The organism is Actinosynnema sp. ALI-1.44, from assembly GCF_001984155.1.
GTDB lineage: Bacteria > Actinomycetota > Actinomycetes > Mycobacteriales > Pseudonocardiaceae > Kibdelosporangium.
The window spans coordinates 1-19,907 of record NZ_MTQO01000021.1 but is presented as its reverse complement, the minus strand read 5'-3'; the positions used below and the strand labels follow the sequence as shown (position 1 = coordinate 19,907).

Sequence of the window (19,907 nt, the reverse complement as noted above, 5' to 3'; positions counted from 1 at the left end):
CGTGTGGGTGATAACCGTCAATAATGAACGAGAAACATACTGGACCGGCTCAGCCGCACACCTTGCCGAACGCCTCGCCGATTCTGGTGAGCAAGTCACTCACATGCGGGAGCCGGGCCGGGTCCGCCGAGTCGAGCGCCTGCCGCTGCAACTCGGCGGTGTCTCCGTACAACGTGCTCGTGGAAGCCTTGAACCGCAGGGCGTCCTCGTCGTCGCCGAGCAGGTGCCCAGCCAGGACGCCGATCCCGTGCTCGTCCAACAGCTGACGGCTCAGCGACGCCGAATCCGTGACGCCACGCCCGGCGAGTCTTTCGCGGACCGGCGAGAAATCCGGGTACACGGCGAAAGCGCCGACCGGCGGGCGGCACACCGCGCCCGCGTCGACCATGATCCGGTGCACCGCGCGGGCGATCGACCCGTGCAGCCGGGCGCTGTCGGCGAGGCGGCCGCGGATCTCCGGGGGCTCGGCGAAGGCGTACTCGGCCACCCGCTGCATCGGTTCGGCCACAGTGGACCACACCTCGCTCGCGAACGCGATCACGCCGTCGCGGATCCGCCTGCCCCACACCCCGTCGGGGAACCTGGCCACGCCGATCCGCCACCCGCCCAGTGCCAGGTTCTTGGAGAGTCCCGTGGTGACGACGGTTCGCGCCGGCGCCAGCTCCGCCGGGCTGGTCAGCCGGGTCCTCGGGTCGTGCAGGACGTCGCGGTGGATCTCGTCGGAGACGATCAGCAGGTCCTCCTGCTCCGCGATCACGCAGATCTCCCGCACGAGCTCCGGGGACGCCAGTGTGCCGGTCGAGTCGTCCGGCAGGGTGAGGATCACGATCCTGGGGTCACGACCGAGCGCCCGTGCGGCGATGATGGTGTCCCGCAACGCACCTGGGTCGGGGACACCGCCGGCCTGCGCCGGGATCGGCACCCGGAAGGCCTTCTTGCCCGCCAGTTCCGCCTGCGGCGCATAGGTGTTCCACGCGGGCTTCGGCACGATGACGTCGCCCCGCACGACCAGGTTCAACGCCAGCAGCAGCGGTTTGCTCCCCGGGCCGGCCACGATCTGGTCCGCGCCGGTCGGCACCCGGCGCCGGGCGAAGTATCCGGCCACGGCTTCGCGCAACGCCGGACCGCCTGCCACCGGACCCGCGGCGGTCCGGTACGCGCCGGCGACCAGGCGCTCGACCAACGGTTCGAACGCGGGCAGCCGAACCTCGCCGAACCCGAGGTGCACAATGGACTCCCCGAGGGCGAGGCGCTCGACGACCAGCTCGTCGAGCGCCAGGCTGGGCGAGACCCGCCAGTCGGCCATCGCGCAAAGCTCCCCTCATCCGCTGATCGCGGGAGGGAAACTCCCGCACCCGTTCATGGTCGCCCAGTCGGCTGGCGAATTCGAGTCGTCCGCAGTTGGCCCGTGAACAGGCCGTTCGTCCCCTGGCACACCCCGCATCCGCCCTTATAGACTCGAAATCCGCGAAGGGCCTCCGGCGGCGGATGGGACTGCGATGGGACATCGGGAGCAGCTGCTGGCGGGCGCGAAGAGGTGCTTGCTGGACAAGGGATACGCCCGCACGACCGCGCGGGACATCGTGGCGGCGTCGAAGACCAACCTCGGCTCGATCGGCTACCACTTCGGCACCAAGGACGCGTTGATGAACGCGGCGCTGGTCCAGGCGACCGAGGAGTGGGCGGCCGACATCGCGCACCTGCTGGCCGTCAGCGAGACCATGGCGGGCACGGCCACCCCGCTCGACCGGTTCGAAGCGATCTGGCCCCGCGTCCTCGACCTGGTCGAGCACCACCGCGCGCTGTGGGTGACGCAGTTCGAGGTCCTCACCCAGCTGCACCACTCCCCCGAACTGCGGCCCTACTTCTCCGCGGCGCAGGAGAGCGCCCGGCGTGCGCTGGCCACCTTGCTGCGGCTGATCGACCCGGCCGCCGACGAGCGGTCCGTCCGGTCCGCGGGCTCGTTCGCCCTGGCCGTGTTGTTCGGTGTGATCGCGCAGTGGCTGGTGGACCCCGGCAAAGCTCCCGACGGCCGCGACCTGGCCGACGCGGTCCGCGCGGTCGCGGGCGTCAGCCAGGCGCTACCCGTTCACTCCTGATAAGCCAGCAGGCCCGCGTCCCACAGTTCGGCCACCCAAATCTCCAGATCCGCGCGCGCGTTCACCACGTCGAGCCGCCACTGCCCGGCCAGCAGCACGGCGGCCGCGTCGATCTGCCAGTCGTGTTGGCACAACGCGATCCACATGGCGGTGCCGACCGGTCCACAGTGGAACCGGATGTCGGCGGCCCCGGACAGCTCCATCCGGCCGTCGGCGGACACCGCGGCTTGGATCCAGGGGTGCGGCCTGACCGCCATGCCGCCATTACAGCGCGGGCGCGGCGACGACCGACACCCCTAAGCGCCGCGATGGGGTGCCGTTCTAGGCGCCCTTCACCGGAACGCGACTGAGCAGCAGGCCGACCGGCAGGTCCGCCCGGCTGCCCACGTTCAGCTTGCGGTACACCCGAGTCAGGTGCTGCTCGACAGTGCTCACCGTGATGTACAGCATCCGCCCGATCTCCCGGTTGCTGTACCCGCGCGCGGCCAGGGTCGCGACGCGCCGCTCCGCCCCGCTGAGCGGCGGCACGCCCTCGGCTTCGGCCCGTTGGTCCTTGGTGTCGAACGACCCGCCGTGCGACAGCAGCTTGGTCAGGGGTTCGGCCCGGCACGCCTTCGCCTCGGCCGCGGCCCGGCGGGCGTGCATCCGCGCCCTGCTGAATTCGCCGAGTTCCTGGTGGGCCTCGCTGAGGTCGATCAACGCCCGAGCCAACTCCAGGCGGTCCCCGCACGTGTGCAGGTCCTCGATCGCCTCCATCAGCATCCCGGGGCGCTGCCGCAAGTCACTGGTGGCGGCGAGGACCCGCAACGCCGTTCCCCGGGTGCGTGAGCTGATCGCCCGTGGCCGGTCGAGCTGGCGGCACACCATGTCCCGCGCCACCTTCCGCTGGTCGAGACGCAGGTACGCCTGTGCCAGGTCGGAGTGCGCGGGCACGAGCGCGGGTATGTCGATGTTCCACTGCCGCATCTGCCGGTCGCACGTCTGGAAGTCGTCCAGCGCCGCCAGCGGGCGGCCGGTCGCCAGGTGGTAGTGGCCCCTGGCGTGCAGCCACCGCAGGCCGATCACCGTATCCGCCATCCGGTCGGGCACGAACTGCCTGAGCACCTCGGCGGCGCGGTCCAACCGGCCCATCGCGGTGTACGCCAGCAGCAACGTCGCCCTCGGCAGTCCTATTAGGACGCCCCAGCCGTCGGCGGGCAGCATTCGCAAGGCGGCGCTCGCCTGCGCTTCGGCCAACCCCAGGTCTCCCTGCCGCTGCGCGATGTCGGCACGGGCCGCGCTCAGCACGGCCTGCCAGGTCCGCGCGTTGCGGCGCTGTGCCTCGTCGGCCAGCGTGTCGCACCAGAACACGGCTTTGTCGGCCTTGTCCGCGTAGCACAGGGCGATCAGCGCGGACACCACGATCTCCACTGTGGTGTCGGCGAGTTGACAGCTTTGCAGGATGTGCTCGGCGCCCACGGCCACGTCAGCGCTGCGGCCCTTGACCATCAGGCTGGCGAGTCTGCCGCCGACCTGGATCCACGGTGTGCCGCTGGCTTCATTGGCTGGCAGGTCATCCTGCGTGCCGTACAGCCACCCGTAGGCCAGGCGCAGTTCGTCGGCGGCCTGCGGGTCCGTCACAGCACCGAGCGCGGCCACCGCAGCGGTCTTGTCGCCGTGCCACAGCGTGTGCCGGGCCAGTACTACGGCGTCGCGGTTTTCCACGGTGCCCTCGGCCAGCGCCTCCCGCAGCGACGGCATGTGCAACGCCGCCGCGGCGGGGTTGACCCGCCATTCGGTCCGGGCCAGGGACTTCGCGATGTCCCGCCGCCGTGCCCGGTCGGTGCAGCCGCGCAGGGCCAGCCGCAGGCACTGGCCCGCCCAGGCGACGTCGTCGTCGGCCAGTGCCCGTTCGGCCGCCTCGGCCAGTTGTGTGGTCACCCAGTCCTCTCCGGTGACGTCCGCGTGCACGAGGTGCCGGGCGATCTCCAGTGCGCCGAAGCCTTCCTGGTGCAGTGACCGCGCGGCCCGCGAATGCAGCCGGGAGCGGTCCCCGGGCGGCAGTGCGCCGAGCACAGTCGACGCGACGACGGGGTGCCTGAACGCCATCCGGTCGAGCATTCCCGCGCCGGACAACAGGTCGAGCGCGGACGTGACCTCGTCGGCGCTCTCGTCCACGAGCTGGCCGACGAGTTCGGGCGTGGCGTGCTCGCCGAGCACGGCGACAGCACCCGCCACGGCGTACGGCAGGGGCCCCGCGCGGTGCAGGCTCGTCAGCACGGCCTGGCCGTACGCGGCGCGCGGGGTCAGGTCGCCGTCCCTGATGTCCTCAAGCAAGGCGTGGACCAGCAACGGGTTTCCGCCGCTGAGCCGGTGGCAGCCGGGGCTGAACCGGGTCGCGGCCGGGCCGTCGAGGCGTTTGGTGATCAGTTCGCCGACGCCGTCGAGCGACAGCAGGTCGAGCGTGATCTTCTCGTGCGGCTGGCGGGTGATCTCGGCGCGGAACGACGGCCAGGTCTGCCGTCGTTGTTCCCAGCCGGACAGCACCAGCAGGATCGACGCGGCCGACATGCGGCGCCGCAGGTACAGCAGCACGCGCAGAGTGGCACTGTCGACGAACTGGATGTCGTCGATCCAGAGCACCACCGTGCGGTGTTTGGCCGCGCTCAGCAAGGCGGCGCACATGTCACGGATCACCGGCGCGTCGTGCGGCCCGACCACAGCGGGGTCCTCGACGACCCGGTCCCACGGCACGCTGTCCACAGCGGACGGTGCGGGTACCGGGACGTCCGGGAACGACGGGCCGTGCAGGATCTGGCACACCACGCCGAGCTGCAGCGACTGCTCGGCGCGCGAACCGGTCGCGGACAGCACCAGCGTGCCGTCGCGCGCCGCGTCGGCGGTGAACTCGCGCAGCAGTTCGGTCTTGCCCGTGGCCATCCCGCCGGTGACCAGCGCGACCACGCCCTGTCCCGCCGCGGTACGTGTGTGCAGGCGTGCCAACGCGCCCCATGGGCCATTCCGCTCGACCAGCTCCATCGCCACAGCCTTTCGTCGATATCCCACCAAAAATGTTCAGCGTTGCTCCGGGTCATTTCCAGTGCGGGGATCATCAACGTGGGTGTGTTCTTCATAGTTGCCACCGCCGAAATTTCATACGGGACGTCGTGAAGTGACTACTGGCCGGGTCCGCACGGGTTGGCGTATACCTTTTCCTGCTTTATATGGAGGGCGAAGATGGCAGACGCGACGAAACTGGAACTCCTGCGTTCGCTCACGGACGCACGGACCCGCTACGAGGAACGGTTCGGCTGGCCGGTGACCGTCGAGGTCCGGCGCGGCAGGCTGGTGATGCGGCTCGGCGACGTCGCGGACGCGCTGGTGATGCCGCGGCGGCTCGGTGTCCCCGTACTGGCCGAACTGAGGATCGCGCTGCTCGCCGGGCCGGTGCTCGCCGACACCACCGGCCAGTGGTGGGTGTTCCTGACCCGGCCGTCGGGCGGCGCCGCGGCGCGGCACGACGGCGAACTGCGCCTGTTGGACATGCACCCGGTGCCCGGTGGGACCAGCGTCGTGGTGCCGCGCGAATTCGACGGGAAATCCGGGTGTCCGTGGATCGAACCGCCGCGCGCACTGACCCGGCTGCCACCGTGGCCCGCGGTCGTCGCCACGGCGCGGCGGCTCGTGGCGATTCCGGCGCGGCGTGAACCGGAGCAAGCCGGAGTGCGACCACCGGGCGGTCCTGATAGGCCATCCGCCGACGCGGTGACCACCTCAGCCTGAGCAGTCACTCGATTCGCGTGTTGCGAAACGACGTATTCAGGAAAATTACCAGGGCGTGACCGGATGAATACACTCGGTCGGCGAAGGGTGGACCAGCTGCGTGAGGGCACTGATTTCCCCTAACAGCCGATCCGAATGACCGGCGAAACCCCTATGATCTCTAGTTGATAGTGGGCGCAGGAAGGGGGCCACACGATGATCACGGTGATGATCGCCGAGGACATGCACATGGTCCGCGGCGCACTCGTCGCGTTGCTCAACGTGGAGCCGGATATCGAAGTGGTCGCGGAAATGTCCTCCGGCGACGAGATCCTGCCCGCCGCGCACAAACACCGCCCGGACGTCGCGCTGCTCGACATCGACCTACCCGGCAAGGACGGCCTCACCGCCGCCGCCGAGATCCGCGCCTCGCTGCCCCAGGTGCGCACGCTCATCCTCACCGGCCTCGGCCGCCCTGGCACGCTGCGCCGCGCGTTGTCGGCGCATGTCAGCGGTTTCATGCTCAAGGACGCCCCGGCCAGCGAACTGGCCGACGCGATCCGCAGCGTCGCGGCGGGCAGGCGTGTCGTGGACAGCCAGCTGGCCCTCGCGGCGTGGGACAGCACCGACTGCCCGTTGACCACCAGGGAAAGCGAAGTGCTGCGGCTGGCCGCGCACGGCGCCGACGCGGCGGAAATAGCCGCGAAGCTGTACCTGTCAGTGGGAACGGTGCGCAACTACCTGACGACGATCGCCGGAAAACTCAACGCCCGCAACCGCGTCGACGCGATTCGCATCGCCACCGAAGCAGGCTGGCTGTAACCCCTGTCGTGCCCTTGTCGTGAGCGGAAATCGGGTCAGAACCACTCACGACACCACCCGCAGGGGTGGTTCGAGGTCGTCGTCCTTGCCTTTGTCTCGCACGTCCTGCTGGAGGGACAACGGCAGTGTCGCGCACAGCTTGAAGCGCTTCCGCGGCAGGAACTCGGCAACCAGGTCACCGCCGAGTTCGACGACTCTCGCCGACAGGTTGTGGATCCCGCTGCCGCCGGGCCCACTGTCCTCACGGGAGTCGATCGGGTCGTCGGGCACACCGTCGTTGACCATCGTGATCGTCACCGTCGTGGCGTCCTGCCGCAGTGAGATCTCGCAGAACTCGGCTTTGCTGTGCCGCAACAGGTTCGTGATGCCTTCACGCAACACTGTCGCCAGCGCGGTGGACACGCGCACCGGCAGGTCGCGGTAGTCCGCCTCCATCCGCACATGGACGTCCGCCGCGGCGAGCACCGACCGGGCCGACACGCATTCCTCGTCCAGTGACATCTCCCGGTAGCCGCTGGCGACCGCGCGCACGTCGGCCAGCGCCTGCCGGGAGATCTGCAGGATCTCGACCAGTTCCTCACGGGCGCGTGCCGGGTGCTTCAGCACAAGGCGGTGTGTCAACTCGCTCTTGAGGGTGATGGCCGAGAGGTTGTACCCGAGCAGGTCGTGCAGATCGCGGGCGAATCGCAGCCGTTCCCGCGCGACCGCCATCTTCGCCAATTCCTCGCGTGCCGAATGCAACTGCGTCACCAACGTCGACAACCAGGTCAGTCCGTAAACCAGCAACGCGGTCAGTGTCGTCGACAGTGTTATGTAGACGATCGGCTCGAGTTGGTCCGGGCTGAGCGCGGCCTGCGTGAAAGCCATACTCACCACGACGAGTCCCGCCGTGATCCAGCCATACGGCGGTCGTAACACGACGAGCGCGCTACCCGCGAGGAATCCGGGCAATCCGACCCAGGATTCCTTGAACTGGAGCAACGGCAGGTACACCAGGCAGGCCTGGGCGAGCAGCGCCGTATAGCGCAGCGCCGGTGAGAGTTCGGCGGCGCGCCGGGAAGTCCACAAAATCTGCAGCGACAGCAGGGCGATGAGGTAGAGCGTCGACAGCGCCGTGCCGACGAAGCCGACGCCGGAAGTCAGCACGCGGAAAAAAGCAAGCACAGCTATACAACTAAAGACTGTGGCGACGACCGACCGTGCCACCTTCGGGGCGAGTGTCGAGCTGACGGATAAGTCGACACCGTCCGCGTCTCGGCTCATTCTCCCCCCAGGGGCTTCACGCGCTCGGCATGCTACGAGGGTACACGTCAACCTGCGTCGACAGTCCCTGCAGCAAGCTGCAGCAAGGTCGGTCAACCGGTAGGTATCTCGGTCACGACTTCGGGTCGTACCCCGACCACAAACCCGCCGACGGTGACTTCGGACGGCCACTGGAGCAGGAACGCGCTGTCCGCCACTTCCATATCCCCGGGAGAAAGCGCACAGGGCGCCAGCCCCATCGCGGTAGCGACCAGATAGAGCGTCTGCTGCAGTACACCGACATGCCGCAGTGTAGTGGCATAGGCGATCCCGTCGTACATCCAGGACACCCTTCCCATCCGCGCGGTCATCGTGATGAGCGCCGGTGGCCGCTGCATTGCGCCCGTCGCCGCCTTCGCGTCGTCCAGTAATTCCCCGACCTCTTCGTCGGACGTGTTGATAAGTGTCAACGAGTGCCCGAGCGGGTCATAGTGGTATATACCACGCGGCAGATCGGTGCAGTGGTCGACAGTCACGTACAACTCGAGTTCGTGCAGATTCGCACTGCTCGGATAAGGCCGGTCGGAAACCGCGTAACTCACCCCGCCGCCTTCCGCCGGGCGGACCGAGCGAATGCGCGCCGAGCGGAACAACAACTCGCCGAGTCGCCGCGCGGACAACGGCCGCCGGGCGAACTTGCGGAACGACCGCCGGTTTTCAATCACCTCGGTGAACTTCGGGTCGGCCGCGGTGATTTCCGCGAGCACCGGTTTGTACAACGGATACCGCGGCCCGTCCGGCACGGGTTTGACCGCGGGCGGTGGCGGCAGCTTGTCGCCACGCGGGAAGACCGCCCGGCGCGGGGCGTCCGGTCTGCTCAGCCTGCTGCGCGAGTGGAACAGCAACTCGTTGTGCGACCAGACCGTCAACGACGGGTCGGTGTCCTCGGCGAACTCGGCTGTGAACGCGCTGCCGCCGTACTCCCCCAACACGATCATGCCCACCGCGGCCACGTACGTGACGATGTCGGCGACCAGCGCCTCCGGGATGTCGAGCGCGGGCGCCAGATCCGCCACGGTCGTGGCCTTGCCGAGCGAACCGATCACGCGGGTGGCCAGCGACCGGTGGAACACCACGCGGTGGCGGGCCAGCGGCGACTCGAGGACGACCTCGCCGTCGCTGGCCCGCATGGCGGCGAACCTGGACAGCCGGACCGGGCGGCCCGCCTCGATCACCGGCAGTTCGAAGGCCGCCCTGCGGGAGATCGGCACGGCCGACAGCAGTGGACCGCCCATGTCGGCCAGGCCGAGCGAGTGCACCACGCAGCTGCCCAGTCTGGTCAGCACCCGCTGCACCTGGCCGTAGTCCGGGTCGTCCTCCACCGGCCTGCGGCGGTTGCCCGGCCGGGGCGGCAGCAGGTTCTCCAGCGACACCGGGCCGAGGCTCATCCGGTAGAGCCATTCGCGCACCACCGGGCTCGGGTCGTCGATCTCGATGTCGCCCCACCGGGTGAACACCAGCAGCGAGTCGTCCGAGCCGGTCTCCACCAACGCGTCCTCGCGCAAGGACCAGAGCCGGACGCGGTCCGGCTCGTCGGTGGGGTGCGTGAACTGCACAGGTACGACTCTCCCGTGTGTTTCTATATGAACAGTGGAATGGGGTTCAGGTCCTCGTACGCGGTGGGTGCGCTGAGCCAGCCGAGTGCGACCGGCACGTCGAACAGCCGCCCCGGCGCGAACCTCGCCCAGAAGCTGCGCATGCCGGGCACGACCACCTTGACCACCGGCAGCCCGATGTCCGGCCTGGTCTGGTCGAGCACGAGCACTTCCAGGCCGAGTCCCTCGACCAGGCCACGGACCCGCGTGACGTCGTCGAGCAGGTCGCGCGACGGCGTGTAGCCGTAGTCCGACGGGACCAGTGGCCGGACTGCCGGGTCCGGGACCAGGTACGGCTGGTTGGCGACTGTCGCGTTCTGCCACCAGTTCAGCGGTTCCGGCTCGGTCCAGGTGTAGCCGTCCACCACGACCGGCATGAGCTGGTTCATCTCGGTCAGCGCCCGGCGCATCGCCACCCTCGGGTCGAGGTGTGCGCCGAAGCCGAACATGATGTCCTCGTTTCCCCCGCCGGTCCGCCGGGACAGCGCGACCAGAACCGGGATCCCGGAGTCGGCGGTCACGTCGAGCACCCAGACCTCGCGGTCCAGACCGGCGTAGACCTCCCGCAGTTCGTCGATCCACGGATCGCCGAACGCGGCCATGTCCACTTCGGGCCGCCGGGTGCGGTTGTACCACCACATCGCCGCCGAGTCGCGCTCCACCAGTTCCAGCAGTCCTTGCAGGACAGCGTCTTCCAGGCAGCTGCCAGCCGCGTTGCCGTTCGAGTCCGCGTAGAGCGAGACCGACCCCGCCTCCGGCGGCGCGCCGTAGTACAGCATCGCCGTGGGGAGCAGTCGGTGCCGCTCACGCGTCAGCGACCATACCGGTGTCCAATCGAGGACGGCGTTGTCGTCGAACGGATCCGGCACGTGCTGGAACGGCGAGTGGGTCGCGTTCCACGCTGACCGGCCCGGATACTGCCGGTCGTCGAAAAGTTGGCAGCTGGACGGGTGGATCGCGCGGTCGCCGAACGACTTGTAGCTGCCGCGGACGCGTTCCTCGTCGCCGTGGAAGAACCCCGAGTGCCGTTCGAGCGCCTCGCACATCGCGCTGACCTTGCCGTGCAACGGGGTCACGCCCTTGCCGCCGTTCTCCGCCCGTGGCGCGGCGTGCGGGTTGAACAGGCAGCGCTGTCGTACGGCCACGTTGTGCCCGGCGCGGAACGAGTTGAAGAACGCCGGCCCGGTCTCGTGCCGGGTGATTTCCTTGATCACGCCGGTGACCGGGCTGATCAGGTGCTGGTATGAGGCGAGGACCTGGTGCGGCGGACGCGAACGGTGCCCGCCCGCGTCGTCCGACGACTTCGGCTGGGACGACAGCAGCACCGGCCGGTGGGCCTGTGCCCGCATGTACGTCGGGTCGCCGCAGAGCGCGCACTGCGGACGGCGGTGGAACTCGTGGTGCCGCGCGGTCAGGTCGAGGCTGTCGAACGTCAGCACCGAGCGCTGCCCCGGATACCGGTATCCGGCAAGCCATTTGGTGACCTCGATGGCCAGCATCCCGGCGGCCGTCGCGTCCAGTGCCGGCAGGGACGCGACCGGCCGCGACGCCGGGCCCACGCGTCCCAGCGACGCCTGGACGTGCGCCTCGGCGTCCCGGTGTGCCCACAGGCGACTGGCCAGGCAGTGCCAGCAGCCCAGTTCGGGCGAGTCGAAGACCGGGCCGAGCCACACCTGCGCGCCCGTGGGTTTGGCCAGCAGCCACGGCTTGCGCATGGTCCGGTGTACCGCGTCGATGTCGGCGAGATCCGGCGCGAGGTAGTCGTCGCACAGCACGACCGACAGGTCGGCCGGGTCGTCGGTGGTCAACTCACCCGAGCTGACCCTTGTCGCGAGCCCGGCCTGCCGCAACGCGGCGACGGTGGCGGCCGGGTCGGCGTCGCCCGCCACGATCACCTGGACGCGTTTGCTCGCTGTGCCAGCCATGGCCGCGTCCGCGTCCGTGCCTGCCGCTTCCCAGTACGCCCTGGCCCGCTCGGCGGTCCCGGTGCCCGGCGGCGGGCCGAGGGTGATCAGCCCGGCTTCGTCCAGCCGGGCGATGAACCTGCCGACCTGCTCGGGCGCCACGTCGGCGGGGACATCCCTGAGCAGTGCCGGGAAGTCACGGGTGCTGTCCAACAGCGGCGCGAGGGCCTCGGCGTCCGAGCCCTTCAGCGCCGTCACGCCGCGCTCCGAGAAGAGGTACACGGCCTCGCCCTTGATCACTTCGACGCGCAGGTGGCGTTTGAACCCGACCACCCGGCCTGTCGGCGCACCCGATCCGGTCATCGCCGATCAGCGCCCCGCCGGTAAGGCGCGGTCGGCGACCACGACGAGGTTGAAGGTCTGGGTGAAGCCCGCGACCGAGTGCACGGGGTTGCGCCACTGGTCGAGTTCGTCGATGACGAGATCGGTGGCGGACGGGCGCAGGTCCATGCCCGCGAAGTAGGTCTCGATGGTGTCGGCCAGGCTGGTGGTGGCGGTGGCGATCACGATGTACCCCAATCTCGGGATTCCCACTGGGAATTGGTGCCGGAGAAAAGTTTGCGCCGTGCTCGACGTGGGTACCAGTGTCGCCCTAATCAATGCGTTCACAGATCCGTCACTGCCCGGAACAGTAAGAACACATACGTGGATCATGAAAATCTCATAGGTGTGGCCTGAGCGCCGCTTTCGCAGGTCAGCACCTTGATCACAGGGGGTGCACCGACCACGGGCCACCCGTGACCGGCTGTGATCAGGGGTGGTGGGGGTGGGTGTGCGCGCGATCGCGGGTACGCCGGGAAAGCGCCCATCAAGAATGTGGACACCCCTTTGTCACCGGGGGTTCGGGGAAAACGCCGTCGCTGATTCACGGACGCAAAGAAAGGCCACCCGTCTTGAACGTCTGCTTGAGACAGAGGCGTTTGAGGGGTGTGTCGGGGCCCCGCCCTCGGGGGCCCCGAACACGCGGGTCAGGCCCGCGGGCCTGGGATGTGGTGCAGGTACGTGCCGACCCAGTCGATGGCGTCGTTCAGCGGCGCCGACGGCGGCGCGGGCACGAAGTTGCTCGCGTCGTCGACGCTGCCGGAGCCGTCGTAGCGGGCCCGCAACGGGTACGGGAACACCGGGCGGGTCCTGGTGACCTGGCCCTGGCTGTCCCGGCCGGTGGCGATCACACGCTCAGGCGCGTGGCCGCGCTCGACCCACGCCGCGGTCTCCTTCAGCGGGTCGAACTCGGTGAGCGTGTCCCCGCCCGCGCAGTGGAACATCGACGGGGGCATGAAAAGCCGCGCCCACTGCTGGGTCCTGGCCGGTCCGCCGGAGCGCTGGGTGAGCCGCTGGTAGTAGTCGAGCGTGCCCAGCGGCGGGATGGCCTCGTCGGACCAGCCGTGCCAGAGCACCAGTTTGCCGCCCGCACGACGGAAGGCGTCCAGGTCGAGGCTGAGCGCGTTGGCCTTGTGGCCCTCCGCCGTCAGCCGGTCGAACTCGGCGCGGGTGAACTTGACGTCGGCCAGCGACGACGACGGCTTGCCGATCGGGTAGAAGATGTGCTTCAGACCGTTGTCCGCCAGGATCGCGGACACTGACCCCACCCCGGGGAAGGGCAGGACCCAGCCGTTCCACGCCAGTTCACTGCCATAGGACTCGCCGCCGGGGTAGAGCCTGCGACCGCGCTCGTCCGTGGGTCCGGCGTAGAGCTTCTTCGCCGCGTCGACCTGCGCCGCGGTCAGGCAGGTCGGCTGGTCCGCACCCGCGCAGCGCACGGTGTCCGGGTCGAAGTCGCATCGGCGCGGGTCGTCGATCTGGCCGTCCGCCAGGCCGTCCACGCTGTCGCACGCTTTCAGCACGGCGTTGTGCAGCACCGGCAGCTTGGCGGGAGTCAGGATGGACGAGCCGTCGGCAGCCGTGTTCGAGCGCGACAGCCAGGCTTGGTGCAGCACCAGCGGACCCATGTACGCGGCGGGCGCGCCCGCGACGATGCCGTCGAAGTCGTCCGGGTAGCGCTGCGCCAGCAGCAGCGCCTCACGGCCGCCGTTGGAGCAGCCGGAGAAGTACGAGTGCTTCGGCGCGTTGCCGTAGAAGGTGGCGATGATCTTCTTGCTCGCCAACGACACCACGTGCGGCGCGCGGTAGAAGTAGTCGTCGCGCGCGGCCTGGTTGTTCGCGGCCCACGTGCCGTCACCCATGGGGAACGCGCCGGTGCCCACGTGCCCGTCGTCGGTCGCGGCCACCGCGAACTGGCCGCCGCGTGGCAGGCAGTCCTTCGGGAACGCGGGATCCTCGATCACGCCGCAGAACCCGCCACAGCCGAGCTGGAGGTAGCGGCCGGTGTACGTGGTCGTCGGGAGTTTGACGCGGAACTGGACGGCGGCTTCGACATAGCCGCTCACGTCGCAGTGCTCGGGTTCGGTCGCTGTCGCCGGGACGAGTTTCGCGGTCTCGACGTGCGCGGTCGTCTTCGGGATGTCGTACGTCCGGATCAGGTCCTCGCACGCGCGGACCGGTCGGACCGAAGTGGCTCCATCGGCTTGTGCGGCGCCGGGGACGGTCAGGAAAGCCGCGAACGCGGCGATCACGAGCACCCCAGCGCGCCTTCTGATCAAGGCCATGGAGTCCAACCTACCGACCGCGGCCCCGATTCGATCCCGACGCACCGCGGTCAGGTGGATTCCCGCACCACCAGTTCGGGTTTGAACATCACCTGCTGGTGGGAATGCGTGTCCGGGTAGTCGCATTCCTCCACCAGCAACCCGGCCGCGCTTCGTCCTATGTGGAGCGTCGGCTGCCGCACGGACGACAGCGGCACGGCCGCGTCGGCGGCGAACTCGATGTCGTCGTACCCCATGATCGCGATGTCGTCGGGCACGCGGCGGCCCGTGCTGACGGCGGCGCGCAACAGGCCGAGGGCCAGCAGGTCGTTGGCGCAGAAGGCAGCCGTGACGTCGACTGCCCGCTCGAACACCTCGCGCGCGGCCTCGTAGGAGATCCTGGCCTTCAACGCGGGCAGTTCGACCACTTCGACCGCGGTGTCCGGGTCGAGCCCCGCGTCCCGCACGGCGGCCCGCAGGCCCTGCAGCCGGTCCGCGCACTGCCGGATGGTCAGCGGCCCGGTGAAGTACGCGATCCGCCGATGCCCCTTCGCCACCAGGTGGCCGCCCGCGAGCTCGCCGCCCGCCACGTCGTCGACGGCGACCGAGCAGCAGTCGACCCGGGGATCGTGCCGGTCGACGAGCACAGTCGGCGTGCCGCGCCTGCGCAGCGCGTCCAGCCGTTCGGAGCTGACCTCGACCGGGGTGATCAGCACTCCCCTGACCCGCTGCTCCTCCAGGACCTGCAGGTACCGGTCCTCCCGCGTGACCTGTTCGTCGGAGTTGCACAGCACCACGGCGTAGCCGAGTTCCGTGGCGATGTCCTCGACTCCCTTGGCCACGTCGTGGAAGAACGGGTTCGCCATGTCCAGCACGATCAGGCCGAGCGAGCGGCTGGTGCCCGCGCGCAACTGCGCCGCCGAGGAATTGCGCACGAACCCGAGCTCGGCGATGGCGGCGAGCACCTGGTCGCGCGTGGCCTCGGCGACCTTGTCCGGCCGGTTGAGCACATTGGACACCGTGCCGATGGAGACACCCGCGCGGACGGCGACATCCTTGATACTCGGCGCCATTTCCGAAGGGTATCAACCCCCGAGCCGATCACCACGCCCGTCACCACCACCATCATCACGGGGGTGACCAGGCACCTTGACGCCCGGCTCGGCGCGGGGCTAACTTGGCACGGAGCGTGGTGAAACGTTTCAGCGCCAGGAGGGCGGATGGCCGACAGCCAGGCCGTGCGTGCCGCGTTGCGGGCGCAGCGCATCGAGACCCCGTCGTGGGCGTTCGGCGATTCGGGCACCAGGTTCAAGGTCTTCACCCAGCCCGGGGCACCCCGCGACGCCTACGAGAAGGTCGACGACGCCGCGACCGTGCACCAGTACACCGGCGTGGCGCCCAGCGTGGCGCTGCACATCCCGTGGGACAAGGTGGACGACTACGCGGCGCTGGCCGTGCACGCCCGCGACCGGGGCATCAGCCTCGGCGCGATCAACCCCAACGTCTTCCAGGAGGACGACTACCGGCTGGGCAGCGTCTGCAACCCCGATCCGGCCGTCCGCCGCAAGGCACTCGGCCACCTGCTGGACTGCGTCGACGTCATGGACGCCACCGGATCGCGCGACCTGTCGCTGTGGTTCGCCGACGGTACGAACTACCCGGGACAGGACTCGATCGCCGCCAGGCAGGACCGGCTGTCCGACGCGCTGCGCGCGGTGTACGAACGGCTGACCGGCGACCAGCGGATGTTGCTCGAGTACAAGCTGTTCGAGCCCGCCTTCTACGCGACCGACGTCCCCGACTGGGGAACCAGCTTCGCCCACTGCGTGGACCTCGGGCCGCGCGCCAGGGTCCTCGTGGACACCGGGCACCACGCGCCGGGCACGAACATCGAGTTCATCGTGGCCTTCCTGCTGCACCGCTCGCGGCTGGGCGGGTTCCACTTCAACTCCCGGTTCTACGCCGACGACGACCTGATGGTCGGCGCGGCCGACCCGTTCCAACTGTTCCGGATCATGACCGAGATCGTGCTGGGCGCCGGGCTCGACCCGGCCGCGGGCGTCGCGTTCATGCTCGACCAGTGCCACAACATCGAGCCGAGGATCCCCGCGCTGATCCGGTCGGTGCTCAACGTCCAGGAGGCGACCGCGAAGGCGCTGCTCGTCGACGCCGAGGCGCTTCGTAAGTCCCAAATGGACGGTGACGTGCTCGGCGCGAACGAGGTCATGATGGACGCGTACAACACCGACGTCCGGCCGTTGCTGGCGCGGCTGCGAGAGGACATGGGCATCGACCCGGATCCGCTTGGCGCGTACCGGCGTTCGGGTCACCAGGACAGGATCGCGGCGCAGCGCGTCGGCGGCACCGCCGCCGGATGGGGAGCGTAGTCGTGGAGGAGTTGCTGGCCAGGGCGCACGCTCTGGGAGCCGACCGGCGCACCACGAACTACGCGGGCGGGAACGTCTCGGCCAAGGGCACGGGGCTGGACCCGGTGACCGGTGCGGACATCGACCTGATGTGGGTCAAGGGGTCCGGCGGCGACCTGGCCACGCTCAGCGCCTCCGGTCTGGCGGTGTTGCGGCTGGACCGGATGCGTTCGCTGGTCGACGTGTACCCGGGTGTGGACCGCGAGGACGAGATGGTCGCCGCGTTCGACTACTGCCTGCACGGGCGAGGCGGTGCGGCACCGAGCATCGACACCGCGATGCACGGCCTTGTCGACGCGCCCCACGTGGACCACCTGCACCCAGACTCGGGGATCGCGCTGGCCACGGCGGCCGACGGCGAGGAGCTGACACGCAAGGTCTTCGGCGACCGGGTCGCGTGGGTGCCGTGGCGGCGGCCGGGCTTCCAGTTGGGGCTGGACATCGCCGCGATCCACGCGGGCAACCCCGGCGCGATCGGCTGTGTCCTCGGCGGGCACGGGATCACGGCGTGGGGAGCGACCAGCGCGGAGTGCGAGGCGAACTCGCTGGAGATCATCCGCACGGCCGAGGACTACCTGGCGCGCAACGGCAAAGCCGAGCCGTTCGGGCCGGTCGTGCCCGGGTACGAGCCGTTGCCGGAACGCGCGCGGCACGCGTGGGCCGCGGCGCTGTTCCCGGTGCTGCGGCGGCTGGCGTCCACGGACAACCGCCAGATCGGGCACTACACCGACAGCGCCGAGGTGCTGGATTTCCTGTCCCGAGCCGAACACCCGCGACTGGCCGCGCTCGGCACGTCCTGCCCGGACCACTTCCTGCGCACCAAGATCGCGCCGCTGGTGCTGGACATGCCGCCGACCGGACCGGTCGACGACGTGATCGCCCGGCTGGGCGCCCTGCACGCGCGATACCGGGCCGACTACGCCGCCTACTACCAGCGGCACGCCACACCCGACTCGCCGCCGATGCGCGGCGCGGACCCGGCGATCGTCCTGGTGCCCGGTGTCGGGATGTTCAGCTTCGGGCGGGACAAGCAGACCGCGCGGGTCGCGGGCGAGTTCTACGTCAACGCGATCACCGTGATGCGCGGCGCCGAATCGGTGTCCCGCTACTCCCCCATCCCGGAGTCGGAGAAGTTCCGGATCGAGTACTGGGAGCTGGAGGAGGCCAAGCTGCGCCGGATGCCCGCGCCCAAACCGCTGGCCACCCGGATCGCGTTGGTCACCGGCGGTGGGTCCGGCATCGGCAAGGCGATCGCCCGGCGGCTGGCCGCCGAGGGCGCGTGCGTCGTCGTCGCCGACCGCGACGCCCAGTCCGCCGCGGACGTGGCCGACGAGATCGGTGGCACAGCTGTCGTCGCGGATGTCACCTCCGAGGACGCGGTCGCCGAAGCCGTGGCCGAGGCTTGCCTGGCGTACGGCGGCGTCGACCTGGTGGTCAACAACGCCGGGCTGTCGGTGTCGAAGTCGTTGCTGGACACCACGGTCGAGGACTGGGACCGCCAGCACTACGTGATGGCCCGCGGCTCGTTCCTGGTGTCCCGCGAGACCGCACGGGTGATGATCGCGCAGGGCATGGGCGGCGACATCGTCTACGTCGTCAGCAAGAACTCGGTTTTCGCCGGGCCGAACAACATCGCGTACGGCGCGACCAAAGCCGACCAGGCGCACCAGGTCCGGCTGCTCGCCGCCGAACTCGGCGAGTACGGCATCCGCGTCAACGGGGTCAACCCGGACGGTGTGGTGCGCGGATCCGGGATCTTCGCGTCCGGGTGGGGCGCGCGACGAGCCGCGGTCTACGGCGTGCCCGAGGAGAAGCTCGGCGAGTTCTACGCCCAGCGGACGCTGCTGAAACAAGAGGTGCTGCCCGAACACGTGGCCAACGCCGTCTTCGCGTTGACCGCGGGCGACCTGTCGCACACCACAGGAGTTCACATCCCGGTCGACGCCGGGGTCGCCGCGGCCTTCCTGCGCTGATGTTCGCCGCCGTCGACCTGGGGGCGAACAGCGGGCGGGTGATGCTGGGGACGGTGGACGGCGGCGAGGTGTCGTTGACCGAGCTCACCCGGTTCCCCACCGGGCCGCGTGACCGCCCTGGCGGCGGGCTGCGGTGGGACGTCGGGCAGATCCGGGACGCCGTGGTGGCCGGGTTGCGTCTGGCCGGGGAGCCGGTGTCGATCGGCATCGACTCGTGGGCCGTCGACTACGGCCTCGTCGACTCGTCCGGCTCGCTGGACGGGGACGTCCGCTGCTACCGGGATCCCCGCGTCGACGGGGTGGCCGAGCGGGTCCGTGCCGTGCTCCCGGAGCACTACGCGATCACCGGGATCCAGCCCCTGCCGTTCAACACGGTCTACCAGCTGCTGACCGAACCGCCCGAACGCCTGGTCGGGCACACCATGCTGCTGCTGCCCGACCTGATCGGATACTGGCTGACCGGCTCGATGGGTGCCGAGGTGACCAACGCGTCCACCACCGGCATGCTCGACGCGATCACCCGAAAGTGGTCACCCGCGGTCGTGTCACGACTCGGCCTTCCGGAGTCGTTGCTACCGCCGTTGCGCCAGCCGGGCGAGCACATCGGGCACTTCGAGTCCACCAGCGTCGTGTCCGTCGCCTCACACGACACAGCGTCCGCCGTCGCCGCCGTCCCGTTCGCCAGCCCGACATCCGCCTACATCTCGTGCGGGACATGGTCGCTCGTCGGCGTGAAGCTGGACGCGCCCGTGCTCACCCCCGACGCGCGGACGGCGAACTTCACCAACGAGGCCGGTGTTGACGGATCCGTGCGGTTCCTGCGAAACACCATGGGATTGTGGTTGCTCAACGAATGCCTGCGGGTGTGGGGGACGCCGCTGCCGCCGCTGCTGGCGGCAGCCGCGGGCGCACCGGCGTTCGCGGCGGTCGTCGACCCGGACGACCCGTCGTTCTTCGCACCCGGCGACATGCCCGCCCGGATCGCCGCGTACTGCGCGCGGACCGGGCAGCCGGAGCCGCCGTCACGGGCCGCGACGGTCCGCACGATCATCGAATCGCTGGCACTGGCACACGCCGGCGCGCTGCGGACGGCCGCGCGTCTGGCCGGGCACGACATCGACTTCGTCCACCTCGTCGGCGGCGGAGCGCGCAATTCGTTGCTGTGCCAGCTGACCGCGGACGCGTCGGGGCTCCCGGTGCTGGCCGGGCCGGTCGAGGCAAGTGCGCTGGGCAACGTTCTCGTCCAGGCCAGGGCGGCGGGGGTGCGCGCTTCACCGCCACCCGCTTTCGCGTCGTACCAACCATGTCGGTCACGCACGTTGTGGCAGTCGGCGGCGAGCCGCATCGGATTGGGTCTTTGAGTTCCTAACAAGTTGATCAGTTGTGGTACCTGAAGGGGC

General features: G+C 69.6%; 15 protein-coding genes. 6 read left to right on the top strand and 9 right to left on the bottom strand.

The features are described 5' to 3' along the window. Positions 1–49 precede the first annotated feature (49 nt). The gene (locus ALI144C_RS01280; RefSeq protein WP_076985129.1) at positions 50–1,306 is read right to left on the bottom strand and encodes a pyridoxal phosphate-dependent aminotransferase; all 1,257 of its coding nucleotides are present in this window, start codon (positions 1,304–1,306) and stop codon (positions 50–52) included. A gap of 193 nt (positions 1,307–1,499) precedes the next feature. Between ALI144C_RS01280 and ALI144C_RS01275 the strand changes: the two genes are divergently transcribed. After that, entirely contained in the window at positions 1,500–2,099 is a 600-nt protein-coding gene (locus ALI144C_RS01275) for a TetR/AcrR family transcriptional regulator (protein WP_076985128.1), read from the top strand. Here ALI144C_RS01275 and ALI144C_RS01270 read toward each other — a convergent pair. Further along, positions 2,090–2,356 (bottom strand): hypothetical protein, encoded by a 267-nt coding sequence (locus ALI144C_RS01270; protein ID WP_076985127.1) that lies wholly within the window; start codon positions 2,354–2,356, stop codon positions 2,090–2,092. The two genes, ALI144C_RS01275 and ALI144C_RS01270, sit on opposite strands and share 10 nt — an antisense overlap. Positions 2,357–2,420: 64 nt before the next feature. Beyond that, positions 2,421–5,117 carry a helix-turn-helix transcriptional regulator gene (locus ALI144C_RS01265; RefSeq protein WP_076985161.1) on the bottom strand — a complete coding sequence of 899 codons (2,697 nt, stop codon included), beginning with the start codon at positions 5,115–5,117 and terminating at the stop codon, positions 2,421–2,423. Positions 5,118–5,315: 198 nt separating this feature from the next. On the opposite strand from ALI144C_RS01265, the gene ALI144C_RS01260 reads away from it, so the two are divergent. After that, positions 5,316–5,861 carry a hypothetical protein gene (locus ALI144C_RS01260; protein ID WP_076985126.1) on the top strand — a complete coding sequence of 182 codons (546 nt, stop codon included), beginning with the start codon at positions 5,316–5,318 and terminating at the stop codon, positions 5,859–5,861. A gap of 195 nt (positions 5,862–6,056) precedes the next feature. Continuing rightward, the gene (locus ALI144C_RS01255) at positions 6,057–6,662 is read left to right on the top strand and encodes a response regulator transcription factor (RefSeq protein ID WP_076985125.1); all 606 of its coding nucleotides are present in this window, start codon (positions 6,057–6,059) and stop codon (positions 6,660–6,662) included. A gap of 45 nt (positions 6,663–6,707) precedes the next feature. On the opposite strand, the gene ALI144C_RS01250 is transcribed toward ALI144C_RS01255, so the two are convergent. From ALI144C_RS01250 to ALI144C_RS01225, 6 genes are all read right to left on the bottom strand, one after another. After that, positions 6,708–7,808, bottom strand: a complete 1,101-nt coding sequence (locus ALI144C_RS01250; protein ID WP_202818818.1) for a sensor histidine kinase — start codon at positions 7,806–7,808, stop codon at positions 6,708–6,710. 209 nt (positions 7,809–8,017) lie between these two features. Continuing rightward, positions 8,018–9,520 (bottom strand): SagB family peptide dehydrogenase, encoded by a 1,503-nt coding sequence (locus ALI144C_RS01245; RefSeq protein ID WP_076985123.1) that lies wholly within the window; start codon positions 9,518–9,520, stop codon positions 8,018–8,020. Between the two features lie 23 nt (positions 9,521–9,543). After that, positions 9,544–11,826 carry a TOMM precursor leader peptide-binding protein gene (locus ALI144C_RS01240; protein ID WP_076985122.1) on the bottom strand — a complete coding sequence of 761 codons (2,283 nt, stop codon included), beginning with the start codon at positions 11,824–11,826 and terminating at the stop codon, positions 9,544–9,546. 6 nt (positions 11,827–11,832) lie between these two features. Beyond that, positions 11,833–12,057, bottom strand: coding sequence for a hypothetical protein (locus ALI144C_RS01235; protein WP_076985121.1), 225 nt, complete (start codon positions 12,055–12,057; stop codon positions 11,833–11,835). A gap of 434 nt (positions 12,058–12,491) precedes the next feature. Beyond that, positions 12,492–14,129, bottom strand: a complete 1,638-nt coding sequence (locus tag ALI144C_RS01230) for a tannase/feruloyl esterase family alpha/beta hydrolase (RefSeq protein ID WP_076985120.1) — start codon at positions 14,127–14,129, stop codon at positions 12,492–12,494. 50 nt (positions 14,130–14,179) lie between these two features. Next, positions 14,180–15,181 (bottom strand): LacI family DNA-binding transcriptional regulator, encoded by a 1,002-nt coding sequence (locus ALI144C_RS01225; protein WP_076985119.1) that lies wholly within the window; start codon positions 15,179–15,181, stop codon positions 14,180–14,182. Positions 15,182–15,328: 147 nt separating this feature from the next. Between ALI144C_RS01225 and rhaI the strand changes: the two genes are divergently transcribed. Genes rhaI through ALI144C_RS01210 form a run of 3 tightly spaced genes read left to right on the top strand, consistent with a single transcriptional unit; the run spans position 15,329 to position 19,868 of the window. Beyond that, positions 15,329–16,495, top strand: coding sequence for an L-rhamnose isomerase (gene rhaI, locus ALI144C_RS01220; RefSeq protein WP_076985118.1), 1,167 nt, complete (start codon positions 15,329–15,331; stop codon positions 16,493–16,495). Continuing rightward, positions 16,483–18,507 carry a bifunctional rhamnulose-1-phosphate aldolase/short-chain dehydrogenase gene (locus ALI144C_RS01215; RefSeq protein ID WP_076985117.1) on the top strand — a complete coding sequence of 675 codons (2,025 nt, stop codon included), beginning with the start codon at positions 16,483–16,485 and terminating at the stop codon, positions 18,505–18,507. The genes rhaI and ALI144C_RS01215 overlap by 13 nt, the downstream gene beginning before the upstream one ends. Beyond that, a complete protein-coding gene (locus ALI144C_RS01210; protein ID WP_076985116.1) occupies positions 18,507–19,868 on the top strand; it encodes a rhamnulokinase in 1,362 nt (453 codons plus the stop codon). Before ALI144C_RS01215 ends, ALI144C_RS01210 begins: the two co-directional genes overlap by 1 nt. Positions 19,869–19,907 lie beyond the last annotated feature (39 nt).

What these genes read in the sequence shown, in the direction of transcription:
- ALI144C_RS01280 (WP_076985129.1), bottom strand. Translation starts at nt 1,306, where the DNA reads ATGGCCGACTGGCGGGTCTCGCCCAGCCTGGCGCTCGACGAGCTGGTC.
- rhaI (WP_076985118.1), top strand. Translation starts at nt 15,329, where the DNA reads ATGGCCGACAGCCAGGCCGTGCGTGCCGCGTTGCGGGCGCAGCGCATC.
- ALI144C_RS01255 (WP_076985125.1), top strand. Translation starts at nt 6,057, where the DNA reads ATGATCACGGTGATGATCGCCGAGGACATGCACATGGTCCGCGGCGCA.
- ALI144C_RS01275 (WP_076985128.1), top strand. Translation starts at nt 1,500, where the DNA reads ATGGGACATCGGGAGCAGCTGCTGGCGGGCGCGAAGAGGTGCTTGCTG.
- ALI144C_RS01270 (WP_076985127.1), bottom strand. Translation starts at nt 2,356, where the DNA reads ATGGCGGTCAGGCCGCACCCCTGGATCCAAGCCGCGGTGTCCGCCGAC.
- ALI144C_RS01225 (WP_076985119.1), bottom strand. Translation starts at nt 15,181, where the DNA reads ATGGCGCCGAGTATCAAGGATGTCGCCGTCCGCGCGGGTGTCTCCATC.
- ALI144C_RS01240 (WP_076985122.1), bottom strand. Translation starts at nt 11,826, where the DNA reads ATGACCGGATCGGGTGCGCCGACAGGCCGGGTGGTCGGGTTCAAACGC.
- ALI144C_RS01265 (WP_076985161.1), bottom strand. Translation starts at nt 5,117, where the DNA reads ATGGAGCTGGTCGAGCGGAATGGCCCATGGGGCGCGTTGGCACGCCTG.
- ALI144C_RS01230 (WP_076985120.1), bottom strand. Translation starts at nt 14,129, where the DNA reads ATGGCCTTGATCAGAAGGCGCGCTGGGGTGCTCGTGATCGCCGCGTTC.
- ALI144C_RS01210 (WP_076985116.1), top strand. Translation starts at nt 18,507, where the DNA reads ATGTTCGCCGCCGTCGACCTGGGGGCGAACAGCGGGCGGGTGATGCTG.
- ALI144C_RS01215 (WP_076985117.1), top strand. Translation starts at nt 16,483, where the DNA reads ATGGGGAGCGTAGTCGTGGAGGAGTTGCTGGCCAGGGCGCACGCTCTG.
- ALI144C_RS01260 (WP_076985126.1), top strand. Translation starts at nt 5,316, where the DNA reads ATGGCAGACGCGACGAAACTGGAACTCCTGCGTTCGCTCACGGACGCA.